The 24,685-nt window shown below is 66.1% G+C and carries 20 protein-coding genes; 14 read left to right on the top strand and 6 right to left on the bottom strand.

What is annotated here, in order from left to right:
- Position 1: 1 nt before the first annotated feature.
- Genes CVM50_RS16540 through CVM50_RS16530 form a run of 3 tightly spaced genes read right to left on the bottom strand, consistent with a single transcriptional unit; the run spans position 2 to position 3,521 of the window.
- Positions 2 to 817, bottom strand: coding sequence for an ATP-binding cassette domain-containing protein (locus tag CVM50_RS16540; RefSeq protein ID WP_085888533.1), 816 nt, complete (start codon positions 815 to 817; stop codon positions 2 to 4).
- The gene (locus CVM50_RS16535; protein WP_085888532.1) at positions 814 to 2,583 is read right to left on the bottom strand and encodes a dipeptide/oligopeptide/nickel ABC transporter permease/ATP-binding protein; all 1,770 of its coding nucleotides are present in this window, start codon (positions 2,581 to 2,583) and stop codon (positions 814 to 816) included. Before CVM50_RS16535 ends, CVM50_RS16540 begins: the two co-directional genes overlap by 4 nt.
- Entirely contained in the window at positions 2,580 to 3,521 is a 942-nt protein-coding gene (locus CVM50_RS16530) for an ABC transporter permease (RefSeq protein ID WP_085888531.1), read from the bottom strand. The genes CVM50_RS16535 and CVM50_RS16530 overlap by 4 nt, the downstream gene beginning before the upstream one ends.
- A 227-nt stretch (positions 3,522 to 3,748) precedes the next feature.
- Here CVM50_RS16530 and CVM50_RS16525 point away from each other — a divergent pair, with 227 nt between their 5' ends.
- Together CVM50_RS16525 and CVM50_RS16520 are read left to right on the top strand one after the other, a co-directional pair.
- Positions 3,749 to 4,669, top strand: coding sequence for a LysR family transcriptional regulator (locus CVM50_RS16525; RefSeq protein ID WP_085888530.1), 921 nt, complete (start codon positions 3,749 to 3,751; stop codon positions 4,667 to 4,669).
- A gap of 172 nt (positions 4,670 to 4,841) precedes the next feature.
- Positions 4,842 to 6,350, top strand: a complete 1,509-nt coding sequence (locus CVM50_RS16520; protein ID WP_085888529.1) for a sulfatase family protein — start codon at positions 4,842 to 4,844, stop codon at positions 6,348 to 6,350.
- Positions 6,351 to 6,734: 384 nt separating this feature from the next.
- Here the strand turns inward: CVM50_RS16520 and CVM50_RS16515 are convergent, their stop codons facing one another.
- Together CVM50_RS16515 and CVM50_RS16510 are read right to left on the bottom strand one after the other, a co-directional pair.
- Entirely contained in the window at positions 6,735 to 8,042 is a 1,308-nt protein-coding gene (locus CVM50_RS16515; protein ID WP_085888528.1) for a TrkH family potassium uptake protein, read from the bottom strand.
- Positions 8,043 to 8,081: 39 nt separating this feature from the next.
- Complete coding sequence (locus CVM50_RS16510) at positions 8,082 to 8,747, bottom strand: potassium channel family protein (protein WP_085888527.1); 666 nt, start codon at positions 8,745 to 8,747, stop codon at positions 8,082 to 8,084.
- Between the two features lie 438 nt (positions 8,748 to 9,185).
- Between CVM50_RS16510 and CVM50_RS16505 the strand changes: the two genes are divergently transcribed.
- The 6 genes from CVM50_RS16505 (at position 9,186) to CVM50_RS16480 (ending at position 16,325) form a co-directional block, all read left to right on the top strand.
- The gene (locus CVM50_RS16505; protein ID WP_085888526.1) at positions 9,186 to 10,070 is read left to right on the top strand and encodes a LysR family transcriptional regulator; all 885 of its coding nucleotides are present in this window, start codon (positions 9,186 to 9,188) and stop codon (positions 10,068 to 10,070) included.
- A 155-nt stretch (positions 10,071 to 10,225) separates the two neighbouring features.
- On the top strand, positions 10,226 to 10,717 hold the full coding sequence (locus CVM50_RS16500; protein WP_085888525.1) for a formate dehydrogenase subunit gamma: 492 nt from the start codon (positions 10,226 to 10,228) through the stop codon (positions 10,715 to 10,717).
- Entirely contained in the window at positions 10,717 to 12,234 is a 1,518-nt protein-coding gene (locus CVM50_RS16495) for an NADH-ubiquinone oxidoreductase-F iron-sulfur binding region domain-containing protein (RefSeq protein WP_085888524.1), read from the top strand. Before CVM50_RS16500 ends, CVM50_RS16495 begins: the two co-directional genes overlap by 1 nt.
- Before the next feature lie 131 nt (positions 12,235 to 12,365).
- Positions 12,366 to 15,299 carry a formate dehydrogenase subunit alpha gene (fdhF, locus tag CVM50_RS16490; protein ID WP_085888523.1) on the top strand — a complete coding sequence of 978 codons (2,934 nt, stop codon included), beginning with the start codon at positions 12,366 to 12,368 and terminating at the stop codon, positions 15,297 to 15,299.
- Positions 15,299 to 16,114 (top strand): formate dehydrogenase accessory sulfurtransferase FdhD, encoded by an 816-nt coding sequence (fdhD, locus tag CVM50_RS16485; protein WP_085888522.1) that lies wholly within the window; start codon positions 15,299 to 15,301, stop codon positions 16,112 to 16,114. The genes fdhF and fdhD overlap by 1 nt, the downstream gene beginning before the upstream one ends.
- Positions 16,104 to 16,325 carry a formate dehydrogenase subunit delta gene (locus tag CVM50_RS16480; protein WP_085888521.1) on the top strand — a complete coding sequence of 74 codons (222 nt, stop codon included), beginning with the start codon at positions 16,104 to 16,106 and terminating at the stop codon, positions 16,323 to 16,325. Before fdhD ends, CVM50_RS16480 begins: the two co-directional genes overlap by 11 nt.
- A gap of 257 nt (positions 16,326 to 16,582) precedes the next feature.
- On the opposite strand, the gene CVM50_RS16475 is transcribed toward CVM50_RS16480, so the two are convergent.
- Entirely contained in the window at positions 16,583 to 18,640 is a 2,058-nt protein-coding gene (locus tag CVM50_RS16475; RefSeq protein ID WP_085888520.1) for an NADH:flavin oxidoreductase, read from the bottom strand.
- A 382-nt stretch (positions 18,641 to 19,022) separates the two neighbouring features.
- Between CVM50_RS16475 and CVM50_RS16470 the strand changes: the two genes are divergently transcribed.
- The 6 genes from CVM50_RS16470 to CVM50_RS16445 all read left to right on the top strand — a co-directional run bounded on the left by CVM50_RS16470 (position 19,023) and on the right by CVM50_RS16445 (position 24,639).
- Complete coding sequence (locus CVM50_RS16470; protein WP_085888519.1) at positions 19,023 to 19,490, top strand: hypothetical protein; 468 nt, start codon at positions 19,023 to 19,025, stop codon at positions 19,488 to 19,490.
- A 56-nt stretch (positions 19,491 to 19,546) separates the two neighbouring features.
- Entirely contained in the window at positions 19,547 to 20,815 is a 1,269-nt protein-coding gene (locus tag CVM50_RS16465; RefSeq protein ID WP_085888518.1) for an imelysin family protein, read from the top strand.
- Between the two features lie 104 nt (positions 20,816 to 20,919).
- On the top strand, positions 20,920 to 21,195 hold the full coding sequence (locus CVM50_RS16460) for a (2Fe-2S)-binding protein (protein WP_085888517.1): 276 nt from the start codon (positions 20,920 to 20,922) through the stop codon (positions 21,193 to 21,195).
- Positions 21,161 to 21,646 carry a bacterioferritin gene (gene bfr, locus CVM50_RS16455; protein WP_085888516.1) on the top strand — a complete coding sequence of 162 codons (486 nt, stop codon included), beginning with the start codon at positions 21,161 to 21,163 and terminating at the stop codon, positions 21,644 to 21,646. The genes CVM50_RS16460 and bfr overlap by 35 nt, the downstream gene beginning before the upstream one ends.
- Before the next feature lie 390 nt (positions 21,647 to 22,036).
- Complete coding sequence (locus tag CVM50_RS16450) at positions 22,037 to 23,638, top strand: di-heme oxidoreductase family protein (protein WP_085888515.1); 1,602 nt, start codon at positions 22,037 to 22,039, stop codon at positions 23,636 to 23,638.
- Entirely contained in the window at positions 23,638 to 24,639 is a 1,002-nt protein-coding gene (locus tag CVM50_RS16445) for an imelysin family protein (RefSeq protein ID WP_085888514.1), read from the top strand. Before CVM50_RS16450 ends, CVM50_RS16445 begins: the two co-directional genes overlap by 1 nt.
- Positions 24,640 to 24,685 lie beyond the last annotated feature (46 nt).

Raw genomic sequence — 24,685 nt, 5'->3', positions numbered from 1 at the left:
CTCAGCTCCTCGCGTCGAGGGTCAGGAAGTCCTGCCGCCGCTTTGCCTGACGGATCGGATCGGCTACCGGGGCTGCAAGCAGCAGGCGGCGGGTGTAGGGATGCTCCGGGCGGGCCGTCACCTGGTCGCAGTCGCCGAACTCGACGATTTCGCCTCCGCGCATGACGGCGACCCGGTGCGAGATATGACGCACCACCGCCAGGTCATGACTGACGAAGAGATAGGCCACGCCGGTGCGCTCCTGAATCTCGATGAACAGGTCCATGACCGTCGCCTGCGTGGTCAGGTCCAGGGCCGAGACCGGCTCGTCGCAGACGATGAGCCGCGGCGACAGCGCCAGAGCGCGGGCAATTGCTACACGCTGACGCTGCCCGCCCGAGAACTCACGCGGGTAGCGATGCGCGGCATCAGCGGGCAGGGACACCTGATCGAGCAGTTCGCGCACCTTGAGGCGGGCCTCGTCGCGGGTGGCGATATGGCGGGCGACCATGGGTTCGGTCAGGATATCCTCGATCGTCATCGACGGGTTGAGAGAGGTGTAGGGATCCTGGAACACCGCCTGGATTCGGGCGGCATCGCCGACCCGGTCGCGTGGCGCAACATTGGCGATATCACCCCCCTCGAAGAGGATCCGGCCCGAGTTCGCCGGGCCGATCCCGAGGATCGAGCGCCCGATTGTTGTCTTGCCGGAGCCGCTCTCGCCGACCAGGCCGACGGTTTCGCCAGGGCGGATGTCCAGGCACACGTTCTTGATCACTTGGTGTGTCGCGAAGGAGACACAGAGGTCGCGAACCTCGACCAGACTGTCATGGCTCATTGGGCTGCCTCCTGGGGGGCGAATTTGGGCGGGCTGTAGCGGCGCACCTCGACATCGTCCAGAACCGCGGCCAGCAGGTTTTTGGTATAGTCATGGGTGGGGTTGGCGAAGAGATCGGTCACCTTGTTCTGTTCGACGATCTCACCCTGGCGCATCACCGCGACACTGTCGCAGATATCGGCAACGACGCCGAAGTTATGAGTGACCATGACAATAGTCATGCCAAACTCGGCCTGAAGTTCGCGTAGCAGTTCGAGGATCTCGGCCTGCACTGTGACATCCAGCGCCGTCGTCGGTTCATCCGCGATCAGCAGGTCGGGGTAGGTGGCGACGGCGCCAGCTATCAGCACACGCTGTGCCATACCGCCCGAAATTTCGTGGGGGTAGGCGTTGAAGGTGCGTTTGGGGTCAGGCAGGCCAACGCGGCCCAGCATGTCGAGCGCGTGGGCGCGGGCCTCTCTTCGCGACATGCCTTGTGCCGTCATCAGCGGCTCGACCAGCTGCGAGCCGATGCGGAAGCTGGGGTCGAGGTTCGACATCGGCTCCTGTGGGACATAGGCGATACGCTTGCCCCGCAGCCCATGCATTTCCTCGTCGCTCTTGCCGAGCAGCTCTTCGCCGTCGAAGAGGATCGACCCATCCAGCACATGACCTCCGGTTCCGAGCAGGCCTAGAACCGCGAAGGCCGTCTGCGACTTGCCCGAACCACTTTCCCCGACAAGGCCGAGGACTTCCCCGCGGCGTACGTCGAGGTCGACGCCATGGACGACCTCGCGCCAGCCGGACGTCCCAGGGTAGCCGATCTTCACGCCACGCAGCGACAAGAGCACGTCTGCTTCCGCCTGTCTGTCAAAGACGGAGCGGCGCTCGGGCAGCTTGGGCAGGCGCGCGGGCGGGCCGCCGTGCTGCAGCTGGTCACGGATCGAGTTGGCGAGCAGGACAAAGGAGGCCACGGTGATCGAGATCGCGAGACCGGGCCAGATCACCGCCTGCGGCGAGACGTACATGTTCTCGAAGGCCGACTGCAGCACTCCGCCCCAGGTCGGGGTGCCCGGGTCGCCGAGGCCAAGGAACTCCAGACCGGCCTGGATCACCAGGGCGATACCGGCGACGATGGAGGTCTGGATGACCACGGGCGCGCGCACGACGCGCAGGATATGGCGAGAGATGATGCGCAGGTTGCTGAGGCCCGAGACCCGGGCCGCGTCGACGTAGAGCTCGTTCTTGACGCCCTTCACCAGGGTGCGGGTCAGCCGGAAGAAGCCGGGTGAGAGCATCACCCCGAAAACGACCATCGACAGGTGGATCGAGGCGCCAAGGGCCTGGTAGAAGGCAAGCAGCACGATCATCGCGGGCAGCGCCATCAGTGCGTCGAAGAGCCAGCTTGCGCCAACCTCCAGCTTGCGGCCATGGTAGCCGGCGGCCAGCCCGGCAGAGACCCCGACGATCGCTGCGACACCGACTGCGATCAGTGTGCCAAGCAGCGTATTGCGGGCGCCGTAGACAAGGCGGCTGAAGATGTCACGTCCCGAGCCGTCTCCCCCCAACAGATAGCCGTCGCCCGGCGCCGCATTGACCCTGAAGATCTGGATCGCGGCGGGGTCGTTGGCGGCGATCAGGGGGGCGAAGAGTGCGGTCAGCACGACGGCGAGGATCAGCAGCACCGACAGCGCGCCGAGGGGAGACTTCAGGACGGATTTCACCATCGAACGGCGCTGCGGTCCCTGCGAAGCAGTGGCGTTGGTCTGGGGCGAAGCGTCGGTCATTGCAGGCGCACCTTCGGATTAAGCATGGCATTGAGGACGTCGATCATGATGTTCACGATGACCACGACGATCACGAGCGTAACGACCACTCCCATGAGTACTGGCACGTCGCCCTGCAACGCTGCATCCACGGTCAGCGAGCCGAGGCCGGGGATAGCAAAGATTCGTTCGATCACGGCGGCGCCCCCCAATAGGGCGACGAACTGCACCGAAAGCACGGTCAGCGCAGCGGGCAGCGCATTGCGCAGCGCGTGGCGATAGAGGATTGAACTGCGCCGTACTCCGCGTGCGCGCAGCGTGCGCACGTAATCTTGGTTCAGCGCGTCGATGACGGCTCCGCGTACCTGTTGCGAAGAGGAGGCGATACCGGAGAAGACAAGGGCTGCGACAGGGAGCACCAGGGCCGCGGCCCATTGCTTTGGCGAGGCGGAGAAAGAGACGTAGCCCGTGGGCGGCAGCCACTGGAGATGCACGGCAAAGAGCAGCACGAGTAGAAGCCCCAGCCAGAAGTTGGGGATGGCGAAACCGACGACGCTGATCACCTGGATGATCTGGTCGGCGAGGCCCCGGCGCACCGCGGCCGTTACACCCAACACCACCGAGAAGACTCCCGTCAGCAACACGGCGACACCGACGATCGACAGGGTCACCGGCAGGCGGCTTTGCAGGGAGGGGGCAACCCGCTGGTTGCGGGTCCAACTGTCGCCCAGGTCACCGCTCAGCGCGCCCTGCAACCAGCTGCCGTATTGCACCAGCAGCGGGCGGTCGATGCCCAGCTGGTGATTGTATGCGGCGATATCCTCGGTCGTGGCGCTCTCGCCCAGGATATTGCGTGCGACATTCTCGGTCGATCCGAAGATCAGTACGAAAGTCACCGCAGAGACGATGAACAAGAGACAGATACCCGACAATAGCTTTCGGGACAGATACTTCAGCATAGTTCCTCCGACACGGAGATCCGTTGCCGGTCATACCCGGGGCAGGGCAGCCCGATGAGCCGGCGGGATCTCTCGCAAACCTCCCAATGCGCCTGCGAACCGGCCCTGCGAGAGGGCACCGCAAGGCGCGGTTCTTCAGAGCCTGGCACGCCCTAGCACTTGCGGGGTAGAACCAAAAATGAAATTAATGGCGCAAGTGATCTCTTGAACTCATCGCATCGGCACCAATGCTCGACATCGTTACCCATCTCTTCCGACTGCAGGCGATCGTCGAGGAAAGCAGCCTCAGGCGCGCTGCCGCACGGCTGAATGTCACGCAAAGCGCCCTATCGCGCTCGCTCGCCCAGCTCGAGGCCTATTTCGGTCGGCCGATCCTGGAACGACATGCGCGCGGCGTGCGTCCGACGCCCTTCGGTGAGCGGGTTCTGTCGGAATCTATGCGCCTTCAGCGGCAGTGGACGATCTCCGAGCAATCACTGCTGGTCAATGCAGTCCAGGAAAAGCCGGTGCTGCGTGTCGGCGCCGGGCCGGTCTGGCGGGCCCTGGTGCTGCCTGAACTGGTGATTTCAATGCACCAGGCCTTCCCAGACATCCGGTTCGAGCTGCAGAATTCACGGTATTCCCAGTCTCTTTCCGATCTGAGCGAAGGTCGGCTGGACGTGCTCTTTACAGGCCAGCCGCCTATTGAGAGCGCGGCGCGGCGCTTGGTCTTTCACCCGGTAGCTGAGGTGGTCGACAACGTCGTGGCGCGCTGTGATCATCCCATCTTCGACCAAGTGAAGGAAGGGGAGCTGCTGCCAACGGATGTGCTTCTCAACTATTCTTGGGTGATCTACAGCGAAATGCCGATCTATGGTGAAACGGCTCGCAATGCCCTCTTCGAGAAAACCGGAGCCGAGCCGACCATTGCGGTGAGCTGTGAAAGCCTGATGTCGGCTCTGACGATCCTACAGGGCGGAGACTTTATCTCGGTTTTGCCGGGTATCGCCGCCCGGGGAAATTCACGGCTGAGGAATGTACCGGTGGATCTGCGTAGCCGCACCTCCACCGCCTCGCTGGCGTATCGCGAAGAGATGCAGGACTGGGAACCTTTGCAGGGGCTGATCGCCCATGCCGACGCTCTCTTCCGGGATGGGGAATGGATGTGACGCCCTGTGCGTTTGCCCATGCCGCCTCTGATAGACGTCGTGCCGCTGCCAGGGCTTGTGTCTGACCTTTAGTGATCCAATTGACGCATCGCTCTGCGGCTTCTTTGCAATTTTACTGCAACTCGGATCCTTCTAGCCTGCGCGATGAAGTCAAGCTGCCGAAAGAGGACCCATGCGCCCGAATATCATTTTCATCATGTCCGATGACCACGCGGCGAGGGCAATTTCGGCCTATGGGGCGGGTATCAACCAGACCCCCAATATTGACCGCCTGGCCTCGGAAGGGCTGCGCCATGATGCGTGTTACGTGACCAATTCGATCTGCACACCCTCGCGCGCCGCCATCCTGACCGGCACCTACAACCACGTGAACTGCGTCACCACGCTGACCACGGACCTCGACAACCGCCTGCCGAACGTCGCCAAGCTTCTGTCCACCTCGGGCTATGCCACGGGGATGTTTGGCAAATGGCACCTAGGCGAGGGGCCGGCTCACGAGCCGACCGGATTCGATGAATGGCAGGTGGTTCCGGGGCAGGGGGAATACTGGGACCCCGCCTTCATCGGCCCCGAGGGGCGCCGTCGCATCCCGGGCTATGCCACTGATATCATCACCGATATGTCCACCGACTTCATCCGGCGCCACAAGGATCAGCCCTTCTTCCTGATGTGTCATCACAAGGCGCCGCACCGCCCCTTCGAACCGCACCCTCGCCACGATGCCCTATGGGCCGACGAGGACGTGCCGCTGCCCGAGACGTTCAATGACGACTACCGGAACCGTGCGGCGGCAGCGGCGGCGGCGAAGATGCGCATCAAGTCGGACCTGACGTGGGAAGACATCAACCTGGTGCAACCGATCGGCCCGGCAGAGGTGGCCGGCGAACGCGTGGTCGACTTCCTCAACATGCGTCGGGTGCCCGAACTGCAGGAGGGCGAGAGTATCGAGGTCATCTGTGCCTCCACCGGAGAGCGCTTCCGCTTCGACGATCCGCAGGCCTTTGCGGAGTTCAAGTACCAGCGCTTCATGAAGCGCTACCTGCGCACGGTGCAGGCCATCGACGATGGCGTGGGCTCGATCCTCGACACGCTGGAAGAGCTGGGCCTGGCCGAGAACACTTTGGTGATCTACACCTCGGATCAAGGGTTCTTCCTCGGCGAGCACGGCTGGTTCGACAAGCGTTTCATGTACGAGGAGAGCCTGCAGATGCCCTTCCTGGCGCGTCTGCCTGCCGCGATCCCCGCCGGTACCACCACGCGGGACATCTGCTGCAACGTCGATTTCGCTCAGACCTTCCTGGACTATGCAGGGGCGGTCCAGCCGAGCTTCATGCAGGGCCGCTCGATGCGGGCGGTTCTGGAGGGCAGGACGCCCGATGATTGGGACCAGTTGGCCTATCACCGCTACTGGATGCACAACGATGCCTTCCACGGGGCCTGGGCCCACTACGGCATCCGCGATCAGCGGTACAAGCTGATCTACTGGTACAACAAGGCCCTGGATCAGCACGGGGCCAAGGACAATGGCGCCCCGCCCGAGTGGGAGCTCTTCGACTGCGAGCAGGATCCGCACGAGCTTTGGAACCTTGCCGATGATCCCGAACACGCGGGTGTCTTCGACGCCATGCGCGCCAAGCTCGATGCCAGGATGGCTCGCATCGGTGATCTCCCAGAACACTGAAGCGCCCTTCGTCGTCGTGATGTGAAACCCCCGATACTCGCAGAGTTCGAGGGAGCAAGCAGTCGCAGGAACGGAACACGCCTGGGTCAGCTGCCGGAGGAAGAGCAGAAGCTCTACGCGAGCCGACCTTCGTTGCACCGTGCCCGGGCGTCTGCTGTGCGGACGGAGCTGCCGTTCGCCGCTTCCGCTCAGTTTGCGTGGCGGCTAGGAAGCCGTCCGGTGACATGGGCGCGTAGCGAACCTTTGACAGGTGGTGCAAACTGCCATGAACGCAGGAGATGATTGCTCGAAGTTCCTCTCCTCGTTCGTCTGGGCGCTCGTGGCCGAAGGCGCGACAAAGGAGCGGCTCGGTCAGGGTCCGTGCAAGAAAGCTCCTGCACAGGACTATCCGAGATAGACTTTGCTCGCGGGGTACCCAACTCGTGGCTTGGATCGTGTTGCAAGGAAGAAACCCAGGGTCAGGGGGCCAACCCTGCCGACAAACATCACCGCGATGATCACCGCGCGACCGAAGCCGTCCAGCTCTCCGGTGGTCCCCCGTGACAATCCGACCGTACCGAAGGCCGAGGTCACCTCGAAGGCAAGATCGATGAAGTTCCCATCGTGGGACAGGGTCACGAGGAAAATCGCGACCAGTACCGTCATCAGGCTCACCATGGTCAGGGCGAGAACCTTCATGACCTCTTCGGCACCGATACTCCGCCCGAAAACGTGCAACTGCTGACTGCGCCGGAAGAAGGCGACAGTTGCCAGCAGAAGGACGATGAAGGTGGTCACCTTGATGCCTCCGGCCGTCGAGGTGCTGCCTCCACCGATCACCATGAGGGACATGAACATCATGGAGGTGCTGTCATGGATGCCGCCGATGTCGACGGTGTTGAAGCCTGCGGTTCGGGTCGTCACCCCTTGGAACCAACTGGCCCAGAGCCTGTCACCGGTACTGGCAAGCCCGCCGAGCGTCGCAGGGTTGGTCCATTCCAGCACAGCGAAGGTCAGCACGGACCAGACGATCAGAGCCAGAGTGCCGACCACCATGAGCTTTGTATGCAGCGAGAACGCCCTCCAGCTGCGCTTGCCGTACGCCTCGGTCACCACGATGAACCCCAGCCCGCCGAAGATGAAGAGCGCCGGTATCGTGAGGTTGACGATAGGGTTGCCAACATAGCGCGACAAACTGTCGGGGAAGAGCGCAAAGCCCGCGTTGTTGAACGCCGAGACGGTATGGAAAAGCGCCTGCCACAGCCCCTCTGCCCAACCGAATTCCGGCACGAACACGCCGGACAGCAGCGTGACGCCCAGAAGTTCGCAGGCCAGCACGGTCTTAAGGATCCCACGGACGAGGACCAGCAGGTCGCTGATCGAAGTCTGGTTGAGGTCCTCGCGCAGGAAGATGCGCTGCGAGATGGTCACCGGAAGGCCCAGCATCGAAAGCAACAGCACGGCAAAGGTCATCAATCCCAGTCCGCCCAGCTGGATCAGCAGCATAATGATACCCTGGCCGATCAGGGTGAACTGGCTGCCGGTGTCCGAAATCACGAGGCCGGTCACAGTCACGGCGGAGGCGGCGGTGAAGATCGCGTCCGACCAGGTTATTGGCAGCGCCGTCGCTGCGGGCAGCATCAGCAGAGCGCCCCCCAGGACGATCAGCACCGCGTAGAGACCGGCGAGGAGCGCGGGCGGGGGCAGCTGCATGCGCCATACCCCCCTGGACCATAAGGGCCGCATCGGCGCTCAGAGCCCGTCTGCGAAGCGGCGCAGGTTTTCCCTGCGACCGAGGAGCAGCAGCTTGTCGTCGGCCCTGAGTTCGGTCGCCGCATCCCGGCAGTCCACATAGTCGCTGCCGCGCATGAGCCCCAAGGCCCGAAGATCGAATTTCTCGGACAGGCCGATCTTGTCCATTCGAGTGCCGTCAAGGCTTTGCGGCACGCGGAAGTCCACGACGTGGAATCCGTTGCCGAGGCTCACGTAATCGCGGACCAGCGGATTGTGCAGCATCTGGGCGATATGGCGACCGATTTCCTGTTCGGGCAGGATCACCCGGTCGGCACCAAGCTTGGACAGGATGCGATGGTGCGTGCGGTTCATCGCCTTCACCAGGACCGTGGGCACGCCAAGCATCTTGACATTCATGGTGCACAGGATGTTGGCGTCGAGTTCTTCGCCGATGGCGACGACGGCCACATCGTAGCTGCCGACTCCGATCTCGCGCAGGGCCTGCTCGTCGCGGCCATCCGCGATCACCGCTTCGGCAATCGTGTCAGCGACACGTGAGACGTTACGTTCCTGCAGGTCGACGCCAAGCACGTGGTTGCCGAACCGTGCCAATTCAGAGGCGACGGTTGTGCCGAAGGTTCCAAGGCCGATGACAGCGAAACTGCGAGACTTCGGTTTGGGCATGATGGCCTCCTTGAAGAAAGAAGGAGGTAGAGCCGGGTATCAGCGTTGTCAATTGTCAGGCCGGTCGAGAGCTAGCTTCTACAATCAGTATCATCGGTTAGGGGAGGGCAGGGCGCGGCGCCCGTCCGCCTACCTCATGTGCTGAAAGCCCTTGCCGCATTGGGCTCGTGGGGGCGGCGTGTGTGTGGTGAACCTCCCTCGGCGAAAGCGGCAAGGAACGGCCAGGCAGCAGGCTTGGCCCCCGCTTGAGCCTGCGGCGTCTCAATCGCTCCACGTCATGGCCGCTGAAATCCTCCGCTGGATGAGGTCCGGGACACGGCTCAGACCCGGGGCAGCCGGGGCGGCGATGGAAGGCGCTCTGGGCTGCGCGTGCGCGGGGCAATCGGCACGGTGCGTGGGGGGCTGGGCAAGGGGCGCTTTTCGGGGGAAAAGGGGGGGATGATCGGGAAACTCGAAATGTTCATGGCGCTGGCCCGCGAGCAGCACTTCGGTCGTGCGGCCGAAAGCCTCGGCATCACCCAGCCCAGCCTGTCGACGGGCATCCGCCAGCTGGAGGATCAGCTGGGGGTGAAGCTGGTGCTGCGCGGATCCCGCTTCGGCGGGCTGACGCCCGAGGGCCAGCGGGCGCTGGTCTGGGCGCGCCAGATCGTCGGTGACGCCCGGCGCCTGCGCGAGGAAATGCGCTTCGCCCGCGAGGGGCTGGCGGGGCACCTGCGCATCGCCGTCATTCCCACGGCGCTGACCTGGGCCTCGCGCCTGGCCACCGGGTTCCGCGCCAGCCATCCCGGGGTGGAGTTCACCATCCTCAGCCGCAACTCGGCCGAGATCCTGTCGATGCTGGAGAATTTCGAGGTCGAGGCGGGGATTTCCTATCTCGACAATGAACCGCTGGGCCATGTGTCGACCGCCTTTCTCTACCGCGAACGCTATGCCGCGGTCTGCCGGCCCGATCACCCGCTGGCGGCGCGCGAGGTGCTGGACTGGTCCGATTTCGCCGGACAGGACATGTGCCTGCTGACACCTGACATGCAGAACCGCCGGATCATCAATCGCGCCTTCCTGGAGGCCGGGGTGGCGCCGGGGGCGGGGCTGGAAAGCAATTCGACCGTGGTACTGGCCAGCCATGTCGAGGGCGCCGGGCTGATCACGGTCCTGCCTGATGATCTGGCGGCCTTCCTGGTGTCGGGGCGCAACCTGGTGACGGTGCCGGTGGCGCCGGGGGACACCGGCCCGGCCGTCGGGCTGGTCGCGCCCTACCAGGAGCCGCACACCCCCGTCCTGCAGGCCCTGCTGGACACGGCGGAGCAGCTGGCTGCGCCCTGATCCCCCCGCGTCACCGGCCCCCCGCCACGCTGCGCTGCGGTGGATGCGGTTTCGTAGGTTGATAGGCTTTATCAATCGAATGACGGAAATGCGATATTGATCCTGTATCGCCTTTTCGCCATGACTCCCCGACAAGCCAGCGAGGGGAGACGAACATGAACCCGCAGCCACGCGCGCCGCAGGCGCTGCCAGAGGTCGGAGAGGAGGAGATCCGGCCGCTGATCGACCGCAATCTGCACCTGGAAGGGCCCCTGCTGCCAATGTTGCACGACATCCAGGCGGCCTTTGGCCATATTCCGGAAACGGCGGTGCCGATGCTGGCGGCGGCGCTGAACCTCGGCCGGGCCGAGGTGCACGGGGTCATTTCCTTCTACCACGATTTCCGCAAGGCCCCCGCCGGGCGCCACGTCCTGAAGATCTGCCGGGCCGAGGCCTGTCAGTCCATGGGCGGCGAGGCGATGGCCGAACGGCTGCTGGCGCAGCTTGGCCTCGACTGGCACGGCACCTCGGCCGATGGCCGCGTGACGGTGGAGCCGGTCTATTGCCTCGGCCTCTGCGCCTGCGCGCCGGCGGCGATGCTGGATGAAACCCTGATGGGGCGCGCCAGCGAGGCGCGGCTGATGGCGGCTGTCGAGGGAGCGGAATGATGAAGATCTACCTGTCGATGGACAGCGCCGCCAAGGCGCTTGGCTCCGAAGAGGTCGCGGCGGCGCTGAGCGCTGCGCTGGAGGCACGTGGCGAAACGGCCGAGGTAATCCGCGTCGGATCGCGCGGCATGGTCTGGCTGGAACCCCTGCTGGAGATCGATCGCGGCCAGGGCCGTGAGGCCTGGGGCCCCGTGGCCCCCGAGGACGTGGCCGGCATCCTGGCGGGCGAGGTCGAAAGCCTCGGGCCCACCGAGGAGATCCCCTTCTTCGCCCGGCAGACCCGTCTGACCTTTGCCCGCTGCGGCGTGATCGACCCGCTGTCGCTGCCCGACTACGAGGCCCATGGCGGCCTCGCCGGCCTGCGCCGGGCCGCCACCATGACCGGCGAGGCGATCATCGACGAGATGAAGACCTCCGGTCTGCGCGGGCGCGGCGGCGCGGGGTTCCCGACGGGGATCAAGTGGGACACTGTTCGCATGGCCCATGCGGATCAGAAATACATCGTCTGCAATGCCGACGAGGGCGACAGCGGCACCTTTGCCGATCGCATGATCATGGAAGGTGACCCCTTCTGCCTGATCGAGGGCATGGCGATTGCCGGCCTCTGCACCGGGGCGACGAAGGGCTATGTCTACACCCGGTCCGAATATCCCGACGCCGTGGCGGTGATGCGCGAGGCGATCATCCGGGCCCGCGCCGCGGGTGTGCTGGGCGACGACGTGCTGGGATCGGGCCGCGCCTTCGACATGGAGGTCCGTGTGGGCGCGGGCGCCTATGTCTGCGGCGAGGAAACCAGCCTGCTGAACTCGCTGGAAGGCAAGCGCGGCGTGGTCCGCGCCAAGCCGCCGCTGCCCGCGCTGGAGGGCTTCCTGGGCAAGCCCACCGTGGTCAACAACGTGATTTCCCTGGCGACCGTGCCGGTGATCTTCGAGAAGGGCGCGCAGCATTTCGCGGACTTCGGCCTGGGCCGGTCGCGCGGCACCATTCCCGTGCAGATCGCGGGCAACGTGAAGCACGGCGGGTTGTTCGAGACCGCCTTCGGCATGTCCCTGGGCGATCTGGTCGAGGAGATCGGCGGTGGCACCGCGTCTGGCCGCCCGGTGAAGGCGGTGCAGATCGGTGGCCCGCTGGGCGCCTATTTCGGGCGCGAGAAATTCGACACGCCCTTCGGTTACGAGGAATTCGACGGCCAGGGCGGGCTGATCGGCCATGCGGGCGTCGTCGTCTTCGACGACAGCGCCGACATGCTGGGCATGGCGCGGTTCGCGATGGAATTCTGCGCCGTGGAAAGCTGTGGCAAGTGTACGCCCTGCCGCATTGGCGCGGTGCGCGGCGTCGAGACGCTGGACCGGATCAAGCAGGGCGACGGCGCGGCGGTCGAGCTGCTGACCGATCTCTGCGAGACGATGAAGGATGGCTCCCTCTGCGCCCTCGGCGGCTTCACCCCCTATCCGGTGATGTCCGCGCTGGAGGCCTTCCCGGAGGAATTCGGCATGGCGAAGGAGGCGGCGGAATGATCGGTCAGCAGATCAAGGATCGCGCAAACGGACAGGGCGGAGCCATGACGCTCCCTCGCGCACCCCGGAGTGTTTCGAACGAAGTGAAGACGACGGGGCGCGCCCTGTCCGCAGGCGGGAGGACCTGAACCATGAAGGATTTCATCATTCCCAACGACAAGTCCTTTGACGACAAGGACATGGGGACGCCGGCGCGGACGGGCAAGCCGGTGCACCTGACCATCGACGGTGCCGAAGTGACCGTGCCTGCGGGCACCTCGGTCATGCGGGCGGCGGCGGAAGCGGGCCTCGACATTCCTAAGCTCTGTGCCACCGACAGCCTGGAGGCCTTCGGCTCCTGCCGCCTCTGCGTCGTGGAAATCGAGGGGCGGCGCGGCACGCCGGCCTCCTGCACCACGCCGGTGCATGACGGCATGGTGGTGCACACCCAGTCGGAAAAGGTGCGCAAGATCCGCAAGGGGGTGATGGAGCTCTACATCTCCGATCATCCGCTGGACTGCCTGACCTGTTCGGCCAATGGCGATTGCGAGTTGCAGGACATGGCCGGCGCCGTCGGCCTGCGCGACATGCGCTACGAGACGGGCGAGAACCACTATGCGCCGTCACTGGCCGGCATGCTGTCGAAAAGCGACCGCCGCGCCCAGGCACCCGAGGGGGAAGCCAACCCGCAGTATCTGCCCTGTGACGAGAGCAACCCCTATTTCACCTACGACCCGTCGAAATGCATCGTCTGCAACCGCTGTGTCCGCGCCTGCGAAGAGGTGCAGGGCACCTTCGCCCTGACGATCGAGGGTCGCGGGTTCGACAGCCGGGTCTCGGCGGGCACCGGGCTGGATGATTTCCTGTCCTCGGATTGCGTCAGCTGCGGCGCCTGCGTGCAGGCCTGCCCGACGGCGACCCTGCAGGAAAAGAGCGTGGCCGAGATGGGCACGCCGACCCGGTCCGTCGTGACCACCTGCGCCTATTGCGGCGTCGGCTGCTCCTTCAAGGCAGAGCTGCAGGGCGATCAGCTGGTGCGCATGGTCCCGTGGAAACACGGCAAGGCCAATCGGGGCCATTCCTGCGTGAAGGGCCGTTTCGCCTATGGCTATGCCGATCACCCTGACCGCATCCTGTCACCGATGATCCGCGACAGCATCGACGAGCCTTGGCGCGAGGTCGGCTGGAAGGAGGCCCTGAGCTTCGCCGCCGGCAAGATGCGCGGGCTGCAGGAGAAATACGGCCAGAAGTCCATCGGCGTCATCACCTCGTCGCGCTGCACCAACGAGGAAACCTACCTGGTGCAGAAGCTGGCGCGCGCCGTCTTCGGCAACAACAACACCGACACCTGCGCCCGTGTCTGCCATTCGCCGACCGGCTACGGCCTGGGCCAGACCTTCGGCACCTCGGCGGGCACCCAGGACTTCGACAGCGTTGAACAGACTGACGTGATCATCGTCATCGGCGCCAACCCGACCGACGCGCACCCGGTCTTCGGCTCCCGCATGAAGAAGCGGCTGCGCGAGGGCGCCAAGCTGATCGTCATCGACCCGCGCAAGATTGACCTGGTGAAATCGGCCCATATCGCCGCGAACCACCACCTGCCGCTGCGCCCCGGCACCAACGTCGCCGTGGTCTCGGCGCTGGCCCACGTCATCGTCACCGAGGGGCTGGCGGATGAGGCCTACATCCGCGAGCGCTGCGACTGGGACGAATACCTGGCCTATGCCGAGTTCATCAGCGAGGACCGTCACAGCCCTGAGGAGACCCAGGCGCTGACCGGCGTGCCGGCGGAGGAACTGCGCGCCGCCGCGCGCACCTTTGCCACCGGCGGCAATGGTGCGATCTACTACGGCCTGGGCGTGACCGAGCATTCCCAGGGTTCGACCACCGTCATGGGCATCGCCAACCTCGCCATGCTGACCGGCAACGTCGGTCGCCCGGGCGTGGGCGTGAACCCGCTGCGCGGGCAGAACAACGTGCAAGGCTCCTGCGACATGGGCTCCTTCCCGCATGAACTGCCCGGCTATCGCCACGTGAAGGGCCAGGAGGTGCGCGACATCTTCCAGAAGACCTGGGGGGTGGAGATCGACCCCGAGCCGGGCCTGCGCATTCCCAACATGCTGGACGCCGCCGTCGATGGCACCTTCAAGGGCCTCTACTGCCAGGGCGAGGACATCCTGCAATCGGATCCCGACACCAAGCATGTCTCGGCGGGTCTGGCGGCCATGGAATGCGTCATCGTGCATGACCTCTTCCTGAACGAGACGGCGAACTACGCCCATGTCTTCCTGCCCGGTTCCACCTTCCTGGAGAAGGACGGCACCTTCACCAATGCCGAACGCCGCATCAACCGCGTGCGCGAGGTGATGGCGCCCAAGGCGGATTACGCCGACTGGGAGGTGACGCAGCTGCTGGCCAATGCCATGGGCGCCAACTGGTCCTATTCCCACCCGTCCGAGATCATGGCCGAGATCGCCATGACCACCCCCAGCTTCGCCGGCGTCACCTATGACGTGCTGGAGGAGAAGGGCTCGGTTCAGTGGCCGTGCAACGAGGAACACCCCGATGGCACGCCGCTGATGCATGTCGACGGTTTCGTGCGCGGCAAGGGGCGGTTCATCGTGACGGAATATGTCGCGACCGAGGAAAAGACCGGCCCGCGCTTCCCGCTGTTGCTGACCACCGGGCGGATCCTGTCGCAGTACAACGTGGGCGCCCAGACGCGCCGCACCGACAACTCGATCTGGCATGACGAGGATGTGCTGGAGATCCACCCCCACGACGCCGAGGTGCGCGGGCTGACCGATGGTCAGTGGGTGCGCCTGGCCTCGCGGTCGGGCGAGACGTCGCTGCGCGCCAAGGTCAGTGACCGGATGTCGCCGGGCGTGGTCTATACCACCTTCCACCACCCGGACACCCAGGCCAACGTCATCACCACCGACTTCTCCGACTGGGCGACCAACTGTCCGGAATACAAGGTGACGGCGGTGCAGGTGTCGCTGTCCAACGGGCCGACCGACTGGCAGGAGGAATACAACGCGCAGGCCGAACGCTCGCGCCGGATCCTGCCTGCGGCCGAGTGATGGCGCAGCCGGTCAGGACCCTGCCGGGCCGTGCCATCGGCCCCTCCGGCGCGCGGGAGATTACCCGCGCGCTGCCCGAGGAATGGCCCGTGGCGCTGGTCTACGACGGCACCACCCAGGCGGTGATGATGTGCACGCCGCAGGATCTGGAGGATTTCGCCCTGGGCTTTTCCCTCTCCGAAGGGATGATCAAGGGCGCCGAGGAGATCCGCGATTTCGAACTGGTCGAACATGAGACCGGCAGTGAATGCCGGTTCTGGCTGGTGGCAGAGCGGGGCCAGGCCCTGACGCGTCGGCGCCGTGCGATGCTGGGGCCCGTCGGCTGCGGCCTCTGCGGCATCGACTCGCTGGATCAGGCCGTGCGCCCGCTGCCCCGGGTCGGTGCCGGCCCGTGTTTCGATGTGGCCGAGATCGAAAGCGCCACCGAGGCCCTGCGCGCGCAGCAACCGCTGCATGATGAGACCCGCGCGGTGCATGCGGCGGGTTTCCTGCTGCCGGGGCAGGGGCTAGTGTTGGCCCGCGAGGACGTGGGCCGGCACAATGCGCTGGACAAGCTGATCGGCGCGCTTACCCGTGCCGGGATCCGTCCCGCCGACGGCGCCTTCGTGATGACCAGCCGCCTGTCGGTGGAGCTGATCCAGAAGGCCGCCCAGACCGGCTGCACCACCCTCATCGCGGTCTCGGCCCCCACGGCCCATGCCGTGCGCCTGGCCGAAGGCGCCGGCATCACCCTTGCCGCCTTCGCCCGGGGCGAGGGCTTCGACATCTACGCCCATGCGGAGCGGATCCGCGAAGGAGAGACCCATGTCGCCTGAGAAACTCGTCATGATGGCGAACCAGATCGCCACCTTCTTCAAGACCCAGCCGGGCGATGATGCGCCCCAGAAGGTCGCAGCCCACCTGAACGATTTCTGGGAGCCGCGCATGCGTGCCCAGTTCTTCGCCCATGTGGACGCGGGCGGCGAAGGTCTGGACCCGCTGGTCCTCCGCGCGGCCGAACATGTGAAACGGCCTGCAACCGCCTGAGACGGGGCGTATCGACCTGCGGTCGATGGCCTCCGGCGGGAGGTATTTGAGACAAGGTAAACGAGGGGCGGCGCGCGCGACATGATCACGTCCGCGCCTTTCGGCTGGATCGACCGCCTTTTGCCAAAGTCGGGTCCTGCCGTGGCAGAGGCGCGCCAAGCCGGGGCGGTGCGCCTCCCCCTGTCTTCACCTCGACCGAAATACTCCGGGGGAGTCCCGGGCCCCGCCCGGGACGGGGGCAGTGCCCCCTCCGCCCCTCAGGTCAGGCGCAGGATCCGCATCGCCTCGAAGATCGCGGCGTGGATGTTGCGCGCGGCCACCGCGTCGCCGATGCGCACCAGGTCAAAGGCGGCTTCGGGGTGGCGTTGTGGGAACGGATCGCCCTCGGCTGCGACCAGGGCGTCGATCGACACCTCGCCCCGGTTGCGCGACAGGGGCTTCAGCTCGAAATACAGCTCATCCATAGGCGTCGTGCCCGCGTTCACCAGCACGGCGTCGTAGTGCCCTTCGGTCGTCCAGTCGGAATACTCGGTGCCGATCGTGGCGCGCAGGCCGTTGCCGTCACGGGTCAGCGCATCAAGCCGGCGGGCCACGGTGAAGGTCACCCCCTTATCCTGAAGCGCGCGCATGTAGGGGACGAAGTTCATGCCGAGGATCTCTGCCGAGAGGCCGCGTTCGCGGTTCATGATCTCCACCGTGCAGCCAAGCGCCACCAGCTTCTCGGCGGCCTGCAGCGCCGCATGATCGCCCGCCTCGTCATAAATCAGCACCGAGCCGGAGGGTTTCGCGTCACCCGACAACACGTCCCAGGCCGAAAGCGCCAGATCGGCGCCCGCGATGACCTCCGTATGGGGCAGGCCGCCGGTGGCGATCACCACCAGGTCGGGGGAGAGCGCCGTCACGTCCTCGGCCTCTGCGAAGCAGTTGAACCGGAAGGTGACGCCAAGCGCCTCGCATTGCGCCATGCGCCAGTCGATGATGCCGATCATTTCCGCCCGGCGGGCCTGGGCCAGCAGGCGGACCTGGCCGCCGGGCTGATCGGCGGCCTCCAGCACGGTCACCGCATGGCCCGCCTCGGCGGCGATGCGCGCGGCCTCCAGCCCGGCGGGGCCGGCGCCGACGACAACCACCCTGCGCGGCGCAGCGGCCGGCGGCGTGGCATGGGGATGGGTCAGTTCGCGTCCGGTATGGGGATTGTGCACACAGAGCGCGCCGCCGGAGACATAGACCCGGTCGATGCAGTAGGTGGCGCCGACGCAGGGGCGGATCTCATCCTCGCGGCCCGCGGCGATCTTGGCCACGATATGCGGGTCGGCGATATGGGCGCGGGTCATGCCCACCAGGTCCAGCTTGCCCTCTGCTACGGCGTGGCGGGCGGTGGCTACGTCGGCGATGCGCGCGGCGTGGAAGGTGGGCAGGCAGACCTCGGCCTTGATGCGCCCGGCGAAATCCAGGTGCGGCGCGGCCGGCGTGCCGCCGAGGGGGATCACGTCGGTCAGGTTCGGTTCGCTGTCCACGCGGCCGCGGATCACGTTCAGGAAATCGACCAGGCCCGAGGCCTTCAGGCGGTGGCCAATCTCGATCCCCGTCTGTTCGTCGATGGAACCGGGGTGCAGGTCATCGGCCGTGTAGCGCACGCCCACCAGGAAATCCGGCCCGGTGCGGTCGCGGATCGCCTGCAGCACGTCGAGGGAGAACTTCATCCGTGCGTCCAGGTCGCCACCATAGGGGGCGTCCAGCTGGTTCAGCTCCCCCGACCAGAAGGCATCGATCAGGTGGCCGTAGCATTCCAGTTCGATCCCATCGAGGCCGGCGTCCTTCATCCGTTCGGCGCCGAGGGCGAACTCCTCGATCACCCGGGCGATGTCGAACTCCTCCATCACCTTGGGGATGACCCGATGCGCGGGTTCCTTCCGGCGGCCCGGCGCGATCACCGGCAGCCAGTCTTCCACGTCGTAGCGGGTGCGCCAGCCCAGGTGGGTCAGCTGGATCATCACCGCGCAGCCATGGTCATGGCAGGCCTCGGTCAGCTTCGCCATCCAGGGCACGACCTCGTCCTTCCAGGCGGCGACATTGCCGAAGGCCGCCGGGCTGTCGCGGGACACCACCGCCGAGCCGGCGGTCATCACCATGCCCACGCCGCCCTTGGCGCGTTCCTCGTGGTAGGCGCGGTAGCGGTCCTTGGGCAGTCCGTCCTCGGTATAGGCGGGCTCATGCGCGGTGGTCATGATCCGGTTCTTCAGCGTCAGATGCCGGAGCTGATAGGGTTGCAGGAGCGGATCGCGGGAGGCGGTCTGGCGGGCGGCAGTGGTCATTGGGCTGGTCCTGAAGTCTGGCAGACGGGAAGGGCGACGCCAGCCGGGCGGCGATCCGGCAGGGCATGGCGGCCCGGGGCGAGCCAAGCATGCGCGCTGTGAGTCTGCCAAGACGACAGTTCACGCTGACCCGCCGCGCGGGCGCGAATTATCGCGAAAAGAGCCATTGGACTGCCCATTTCAGGCGCCTCTTGCTCCGGCGTTGCCTGCCATAGGGCAGGCGGATCGCGGGAACCTAAAAGCCAAACAAAATACTCGGGATTGACTTAGCCGAGCGTTTTCGTCAGAAAAGCCGCAAAGGAGATCCCATGACCTCAGCTGCCCACTCCCTTTCTCTGCCCTGCCACCTGGCCGCGTGCCGGGGCACGATGGGGTGCCGGGCATGAGCGCGGTGCGCGGCGCCGAGGCGGTGGCGAAGATCACCACCCTGCCGCTGCACGAGGCGCTGGTCATTGGCGCCCTGCGGGCCCGCTGTGACGGCGCCGCGGCCCATGGGACCTTCGTGGACGAACTCGCGGGCCTGATGGGGCCGGCCACGGCCGAGCGGATCGAGGCGGCGCTGGATGGCTTCTTCGACCTGGTGCTGCGGCACGGGCGCCGTCCGGTCCTGCGTCATTCCGCCAGCTGCGCCTGTGTCGGCGCCGACGAGGCGGTCCTGGCGCATCTGGTCAGCATCGCGACCGGCGGCGACAGCGAGGACGCCATGCTGATGGCCTGCCTGCTGGTGCGCGCCGATATGGCGCCCGCCGTGGTCTCCCAGGCGCGACTGCTGGGCCTGGAACTTCAGCGGGGCACACCGGATCACCCGCATCCGCCCGCGGTGCAGGGACGCGCCGTCACCTTGCACTGAGCCTGACGATCAAGACGACTGAAAACGCAGACAACATGCGAACAGAAGGGACTTCCATGACACGCATTCTGAAAGCCGCCCTGGCCACCACGGCCCTGGTTGCCGCCCCCAGCCTGGCCCTGGCCGTCGAGAAGGCCGAGGTGCTGGACACCTACGCCGACATCGCCGCCGCCGCCTACGGCGACAGCCTGAGCACCGCCAAGACGCTGCAGGCCGCCGTGGACGAGTTGATCGCGAACCCCTCGGCCGAGGCGCTGGAGGCCGCCAAGGCCGCCTGGCTGGAAGCCCGCGTGCCATACCAGCAGACCGAGGCCTACCGCTTCGGCAATGCGATCGTGGATGACTGGGAAGGCAAGGTGAACGCCTGGCCGCTGGACGAAGGCCTGATCGACTACGTCGACGCCTCCTATGGCGGCGCGACCGACGAGAACGAATATGCGGTGCTGAACGTCATCGCCAACCCCACCTTCACCCTGTCGGGCGAAGAGGTGGATGCCGCCGCGATCACGCCGGAACTGCTGGAAAGCACCCTGCATGAGGCCGATGCGGTCGAGGCCAACGTGGCCACCGGCTACCACGCCATCGAATTCCTGCTCTGGGGCCAGGACCTGCATGGCACCGAGAAGGGCGCGGGGGAACGTCCCTGGACCGACTACGCCGCCGGTGACGATTGCACCAACGACCATTGCGACCGGCGGGGGGAGTACCTGAAGGCCGCGACTGACCTGCTGGTCTCGGACCTGGAATGGATGGCCGGGCAGTGGGCCGAGGGCGGCGAGGCGCGCGAGACGCTGATGGCCGACGAAGACGCGGGCATCGTGGCCATGCTGACCGGCATGGGCAGCCTGTCCTACGGTGAACAGGCCGGTGAGCGGATGAAGCTGGGCGTGCTGCTGAACGACCCGGAGGAAGAGCATGACTGCTTCTCCGACAACACCCACAATTCCCACTACTACGACGGTCTGGGCATCCGGAACGTCTACTTCGGCAGCTATACCGGCGTCGACGGCACCGTGACCGAAGGCCCCTCGCTGTCCGACCTGGTGGCCGAGGCCGACGCCGACGTGGATGCCACCCTGAAGGCCGACATCAACGACACGATGTTCAAGCTGGCGACGCTGAAATCGGCCGCCGAGGCGGGCTTCAGCTACGACATGATGCTGGAGCGCGGCAACGAGAAGGGCGAGGCCCTGATCATGGATGCGGTCGACGCGCTGGTCACCCAGACCCGTGGCATCGAGCGCGCCGTCACCGCGCTGGAGCTGGACCAGATCGGTTTCGAAGGTTCCGACAGCCTCGACAACCCGGACGCCGTCTTCGAGTGATCCGACACGGGCGCGCGGACAGTCCCGCGCGCCCGCCACCACCCAAGGTCGTGGCGGTGCGCCGCCCCGACCAGCTGTTCAAGAGCCTGCGAAGGACCCCCGCCATGATGGTCTGCCACTGCCATTCGCTCACTGATCGCGACATCCGTTCCGCCGTGGACTGGATGCGCGCCGCCGACCCTGAGACGATCATCACCCCCGGTAAGGTCTACCGGGCATTGGGGAAAAAGGCCGAATGCGGGGGCTGTTTGCCGCTTTTCATGGACACCATGCGCGATTGCGATAGTTTCGAGGTACCAGACATTCTGCGCGGCCTGCGCCGCGCGACGACAAAGGAGACTTCGGATGAAAGGCGACGCAAAGGTCATCGAGTACCTTAACGCAGCGCTGCGTAGCGAGCTGACGGCGATCAACCAGTACTGGCTGCACTACCGGCTGCAAAAGGACTGGGGCTACGGCAAGATCGCGGCCAAGTCCCGTGAAGAAAGCATCGAGGAGATGCACCACGCCGACAAGCTGGTCGACCGGATCATCTTCCTGGAAGGCCACCCGAACATGCAGAAGCTGGATTCGCTTCGCATCGGCGAGACCCTGAAGGAAACGCTGGAGGCCGACCTGGCCGCCGAGCATGACGCCCGCAACCTTTACAAGGAAGCGCGCGATCATTGCGAGAGCGTGGGCGACTACGTCAGCAAGAACCTCTTCGAGGAGCTGATGGCGGACGAGGAAGGTCACATCGACTACCTTGAAACCCAGCTGGAGCTCTACACGTCGCTGGGCGCCGAGAAATACGGCCTGCTCAACGCCTCTTCTGCGGACGAAGCCGAGTAAGCATCTCTGGCGATGCGATGTTAAGGGGGAGGTCCGCTGGGCCTCCTCTTTTGCATTGGGGCGGGCCCTCGTCGCCGGATGGCGACAAGTTGAGAGGGGCCCCGTCGCCGGATGGTGGCAAATTGAGCGAAAGCAGCGGCTCCGACCCTTCGCCCACTGGGCGATACGTCGACGGGGGCGGGAGCTCTGACCCCTTGCGCCCTTGCGGGCTCAATTCCCCCCCCCTCGGGATATTTCTGGCCAACAAATAACAGAAGGCGTCAGGCGGGGGCGGTCTGACCCGGCTGGTTCTGGGCGGGCGTCATGCCGCAGGGTGGGACCGCATTTCTGATTGAACCGCTCAGGAATTGGTGGCAAGCCACGGGGCATCCTGAAGAGCAAGAGTTGCCGATGTCCACGCACCTGACCCATCCGATCCGTCCGGCCGGCAGAGGCCTGGCCTCCGCCCTGGCCTTGACGCTGGCGCTGTCGCCCCTGGCCCTGGGGGCCGAGACCGTGCGGCTGTCCGACACGCTGACCGCCCCGATCCTGGACGTCGTGCCCCGCACCGAGGCAGAGCGCGCGCGCATCGCCGCCGCCACCGCGCCCACGACCGATTTCAGCGCCCCCGAACGGTTCGAGCAGAACCCGGCCGGCGCGGCCACCACGCGGGCACGCACCGACGCCGATGCCTTCAGCCAGTTCTCGGCCAATATCGGTTTCGAAGGAGAGATGACCTTCAAGCTGGGCAACGGGCTGTTCAAGAAGCTCTGGGTCAGCTCTCCCAGCTCCACCAAGGCCAGCGACGGGCTGGGGCCGCTCTACAATGCGCGCGCCTGCCAGCGCTGCCACCTGAAGGACGGGCGCGGCCATCCGCCCGAGGGCCCCGAGGATGACGCGGTGTCGATGTTCCTGCGCGTCTCCGTGCCCGCGGAGGAGGCCGAGCCGATGTCGGAGATCGAGGCCTTCCTGCTGTCCGCCGGCGCGCCGAGCGCGGCGCGCACCCGGCCCGATCCGGTCTATGGCGGCCAGATGCAGGACTTCTCCGTCCACGGCTTGCCGGCGGAATACCGGCTGGGCGTGACCTGGGAGGAAGAGGTCGTCGAACTGGCGGGGGGTGAGACTGCCAGCCTGCGCCATCCCACCTGGACCGCCGAGGACCTGGGCTATGGCCCGCTGGCCCCGGGTGCCATGCTGTCCCCTCGCGTCGCGCCGCAGATGATCGGCCTCGGCCTGCTGGAGGCGATCCCGGCGGAAGACATCCTGGCCAAGGCCGACCCAGAGGATGCCGACGGCGACGGCATCTCGGGGCGGGCGCAGGTGGTCTGGTCTTTCGAGAACGACCGTCCGGAACTGGGGCGCTTCGGCTACAAGGCCGGTGCGCCCAGCATCAAGGAACAGTCGGCGGCGGCCTTTGCCGGGGACATTGGAATCTCCACCCCGCTTTTCGACGCGCCCTGGGGCGATTGCACCGAGGCCGAGGCGGGCTGTCGCGCCGCGCCCCACGGGGATGACGACGCGCGGGGCACCGAGATCGACGCCGAGGGGCTGGATCTGGTCACCTTCTACAGCCGCAACCTTGCGGTGCCGGAACGCCGCGACGTGGGTGATCCGCAGGTCCTGGCCGGAAAACAGGCCTTCTACGAGGCCGGCTGCACCTCCTGCCACACGCCGAAATACGTGACCCACCGGCTTGAGGATCAGGATCCGCAGAGCTTCCAACTGATCTGGCCCTATACGGACCTTCTGCTGCACGACATGGGCGAGGGGCTGGCCGATCACCGGCCCGAGGGCCGCGCCGATGGCACGGAATGGAAGACCCCGCCGCTCTGGGGGATCGGGCTGACGCCGCAGGTCAACGGGCACAGCTACTACCTGCACGACGGCCGCGCGCGTTCGCTGCTGGAGGCGGTGCTGTGGCATGGGGGCGAGGCTTCACAGGCGCAGCAGAATGTGGTCGACATGGACCCCGACACCCGCGCCGCCCTGATTGCCTTCCTGGAGAGCCTCTGATGCGTTTCCTGCCTGCCGCCGCCCTTATCCTGAGCCTGACCGCCACCACGGCCACGGCCGATGTCGCCGACGCGGTGGAGCAGGAGATCCTGCCGGGCACCGCTGCCTTTGCCGAGGGCGCCGAGGCGCTGAAGGCGCAGGCCGATGCGAACTGCCTGCCAAACGTCGAGCTGCAGGAGGCCTGGAACGACGCCTTTGACGGCTGGATGGGCATCTCGCACCTGCGCTTCGGCCCGCTGGAGGTTGATGGCCGGGTCAACGCCATCGCCTTCTGGCCCGACAAGAAGGGCTTCACCCCGCGGATGCTGGGCCAGATGGTCGCCGACGCGGACGAGATCGTCGATCAACCTGATGAATTCCACGAGCTTTCGGTCGCGGCGCGCGGTCTCTTCGCCCTGGAATATCTGCTCTACGATGATCAGTTCGCGGGTTACGAGGCCGACAGCTATACCTGCCGCCTGGTGCAGGCCATTTCCACCGACCTGGCGCGCATGGCCGAAGAGATCGACCAGGAATGGCGCGACGAGGCCGCCCCGGCGCTGCTGAGCGCGGGGGAGGCGGGCAACACCACCTATCTCGACCGGGACGAGGCGGTGCGCGTCCTCTACACCTCCTTGTTGTCGGGGCTGGAGTTCACGGCCGACAGCCGTCTTGGACGGCCCCTGGGCACCTTCGATCGCCCCCGCGCCAGCCGCGCCGAGGCGCGCCGCTCGGGTCGGTCGCTGCGCAATGTCACCCTGTCGCTGGAGGCCCTGCAGGGCCTCGCCCGTGCCCTGATGGCGCCGGAGGAGATGCCGCAGAGCGAGGCGGCCTTCGCCTCCGTCTTCGAGGCGATCGAGGCGGTGGAGACGCCGGACCTGTCGCAGGTCGACGAGACCTCGGGCCGCCTCAAGGTCGAGATCGTGCAGCAGCGCGTGCAGCTTCTGCGCCGGACCGTAGAAGGCGAGGTCGGCGGGCATTTCGGGCTGTCCGCCGGGTTCAACTCGGCCGACGGCGACTGAGCGCGCCGATCGCGCCAGGCTCTCAAATCCGCCCGTGCCGGCCGGA

It is taken from the genome of Pseudooceanicola marinus, assembly GCF_002786295.1.
GTDB classification, from domain to species: Bacteria; Pseudomonadota; Alphaproteobacteria; order Rhodobacterales; family Rhodobacteraceae; genus Pseudooceanicola; species Pseudooceanicola marinus.
Note: the sequence above shows the minus strand (reverse complement) of the source record. Positions and strands in the feature narration are given on the sequence as shown.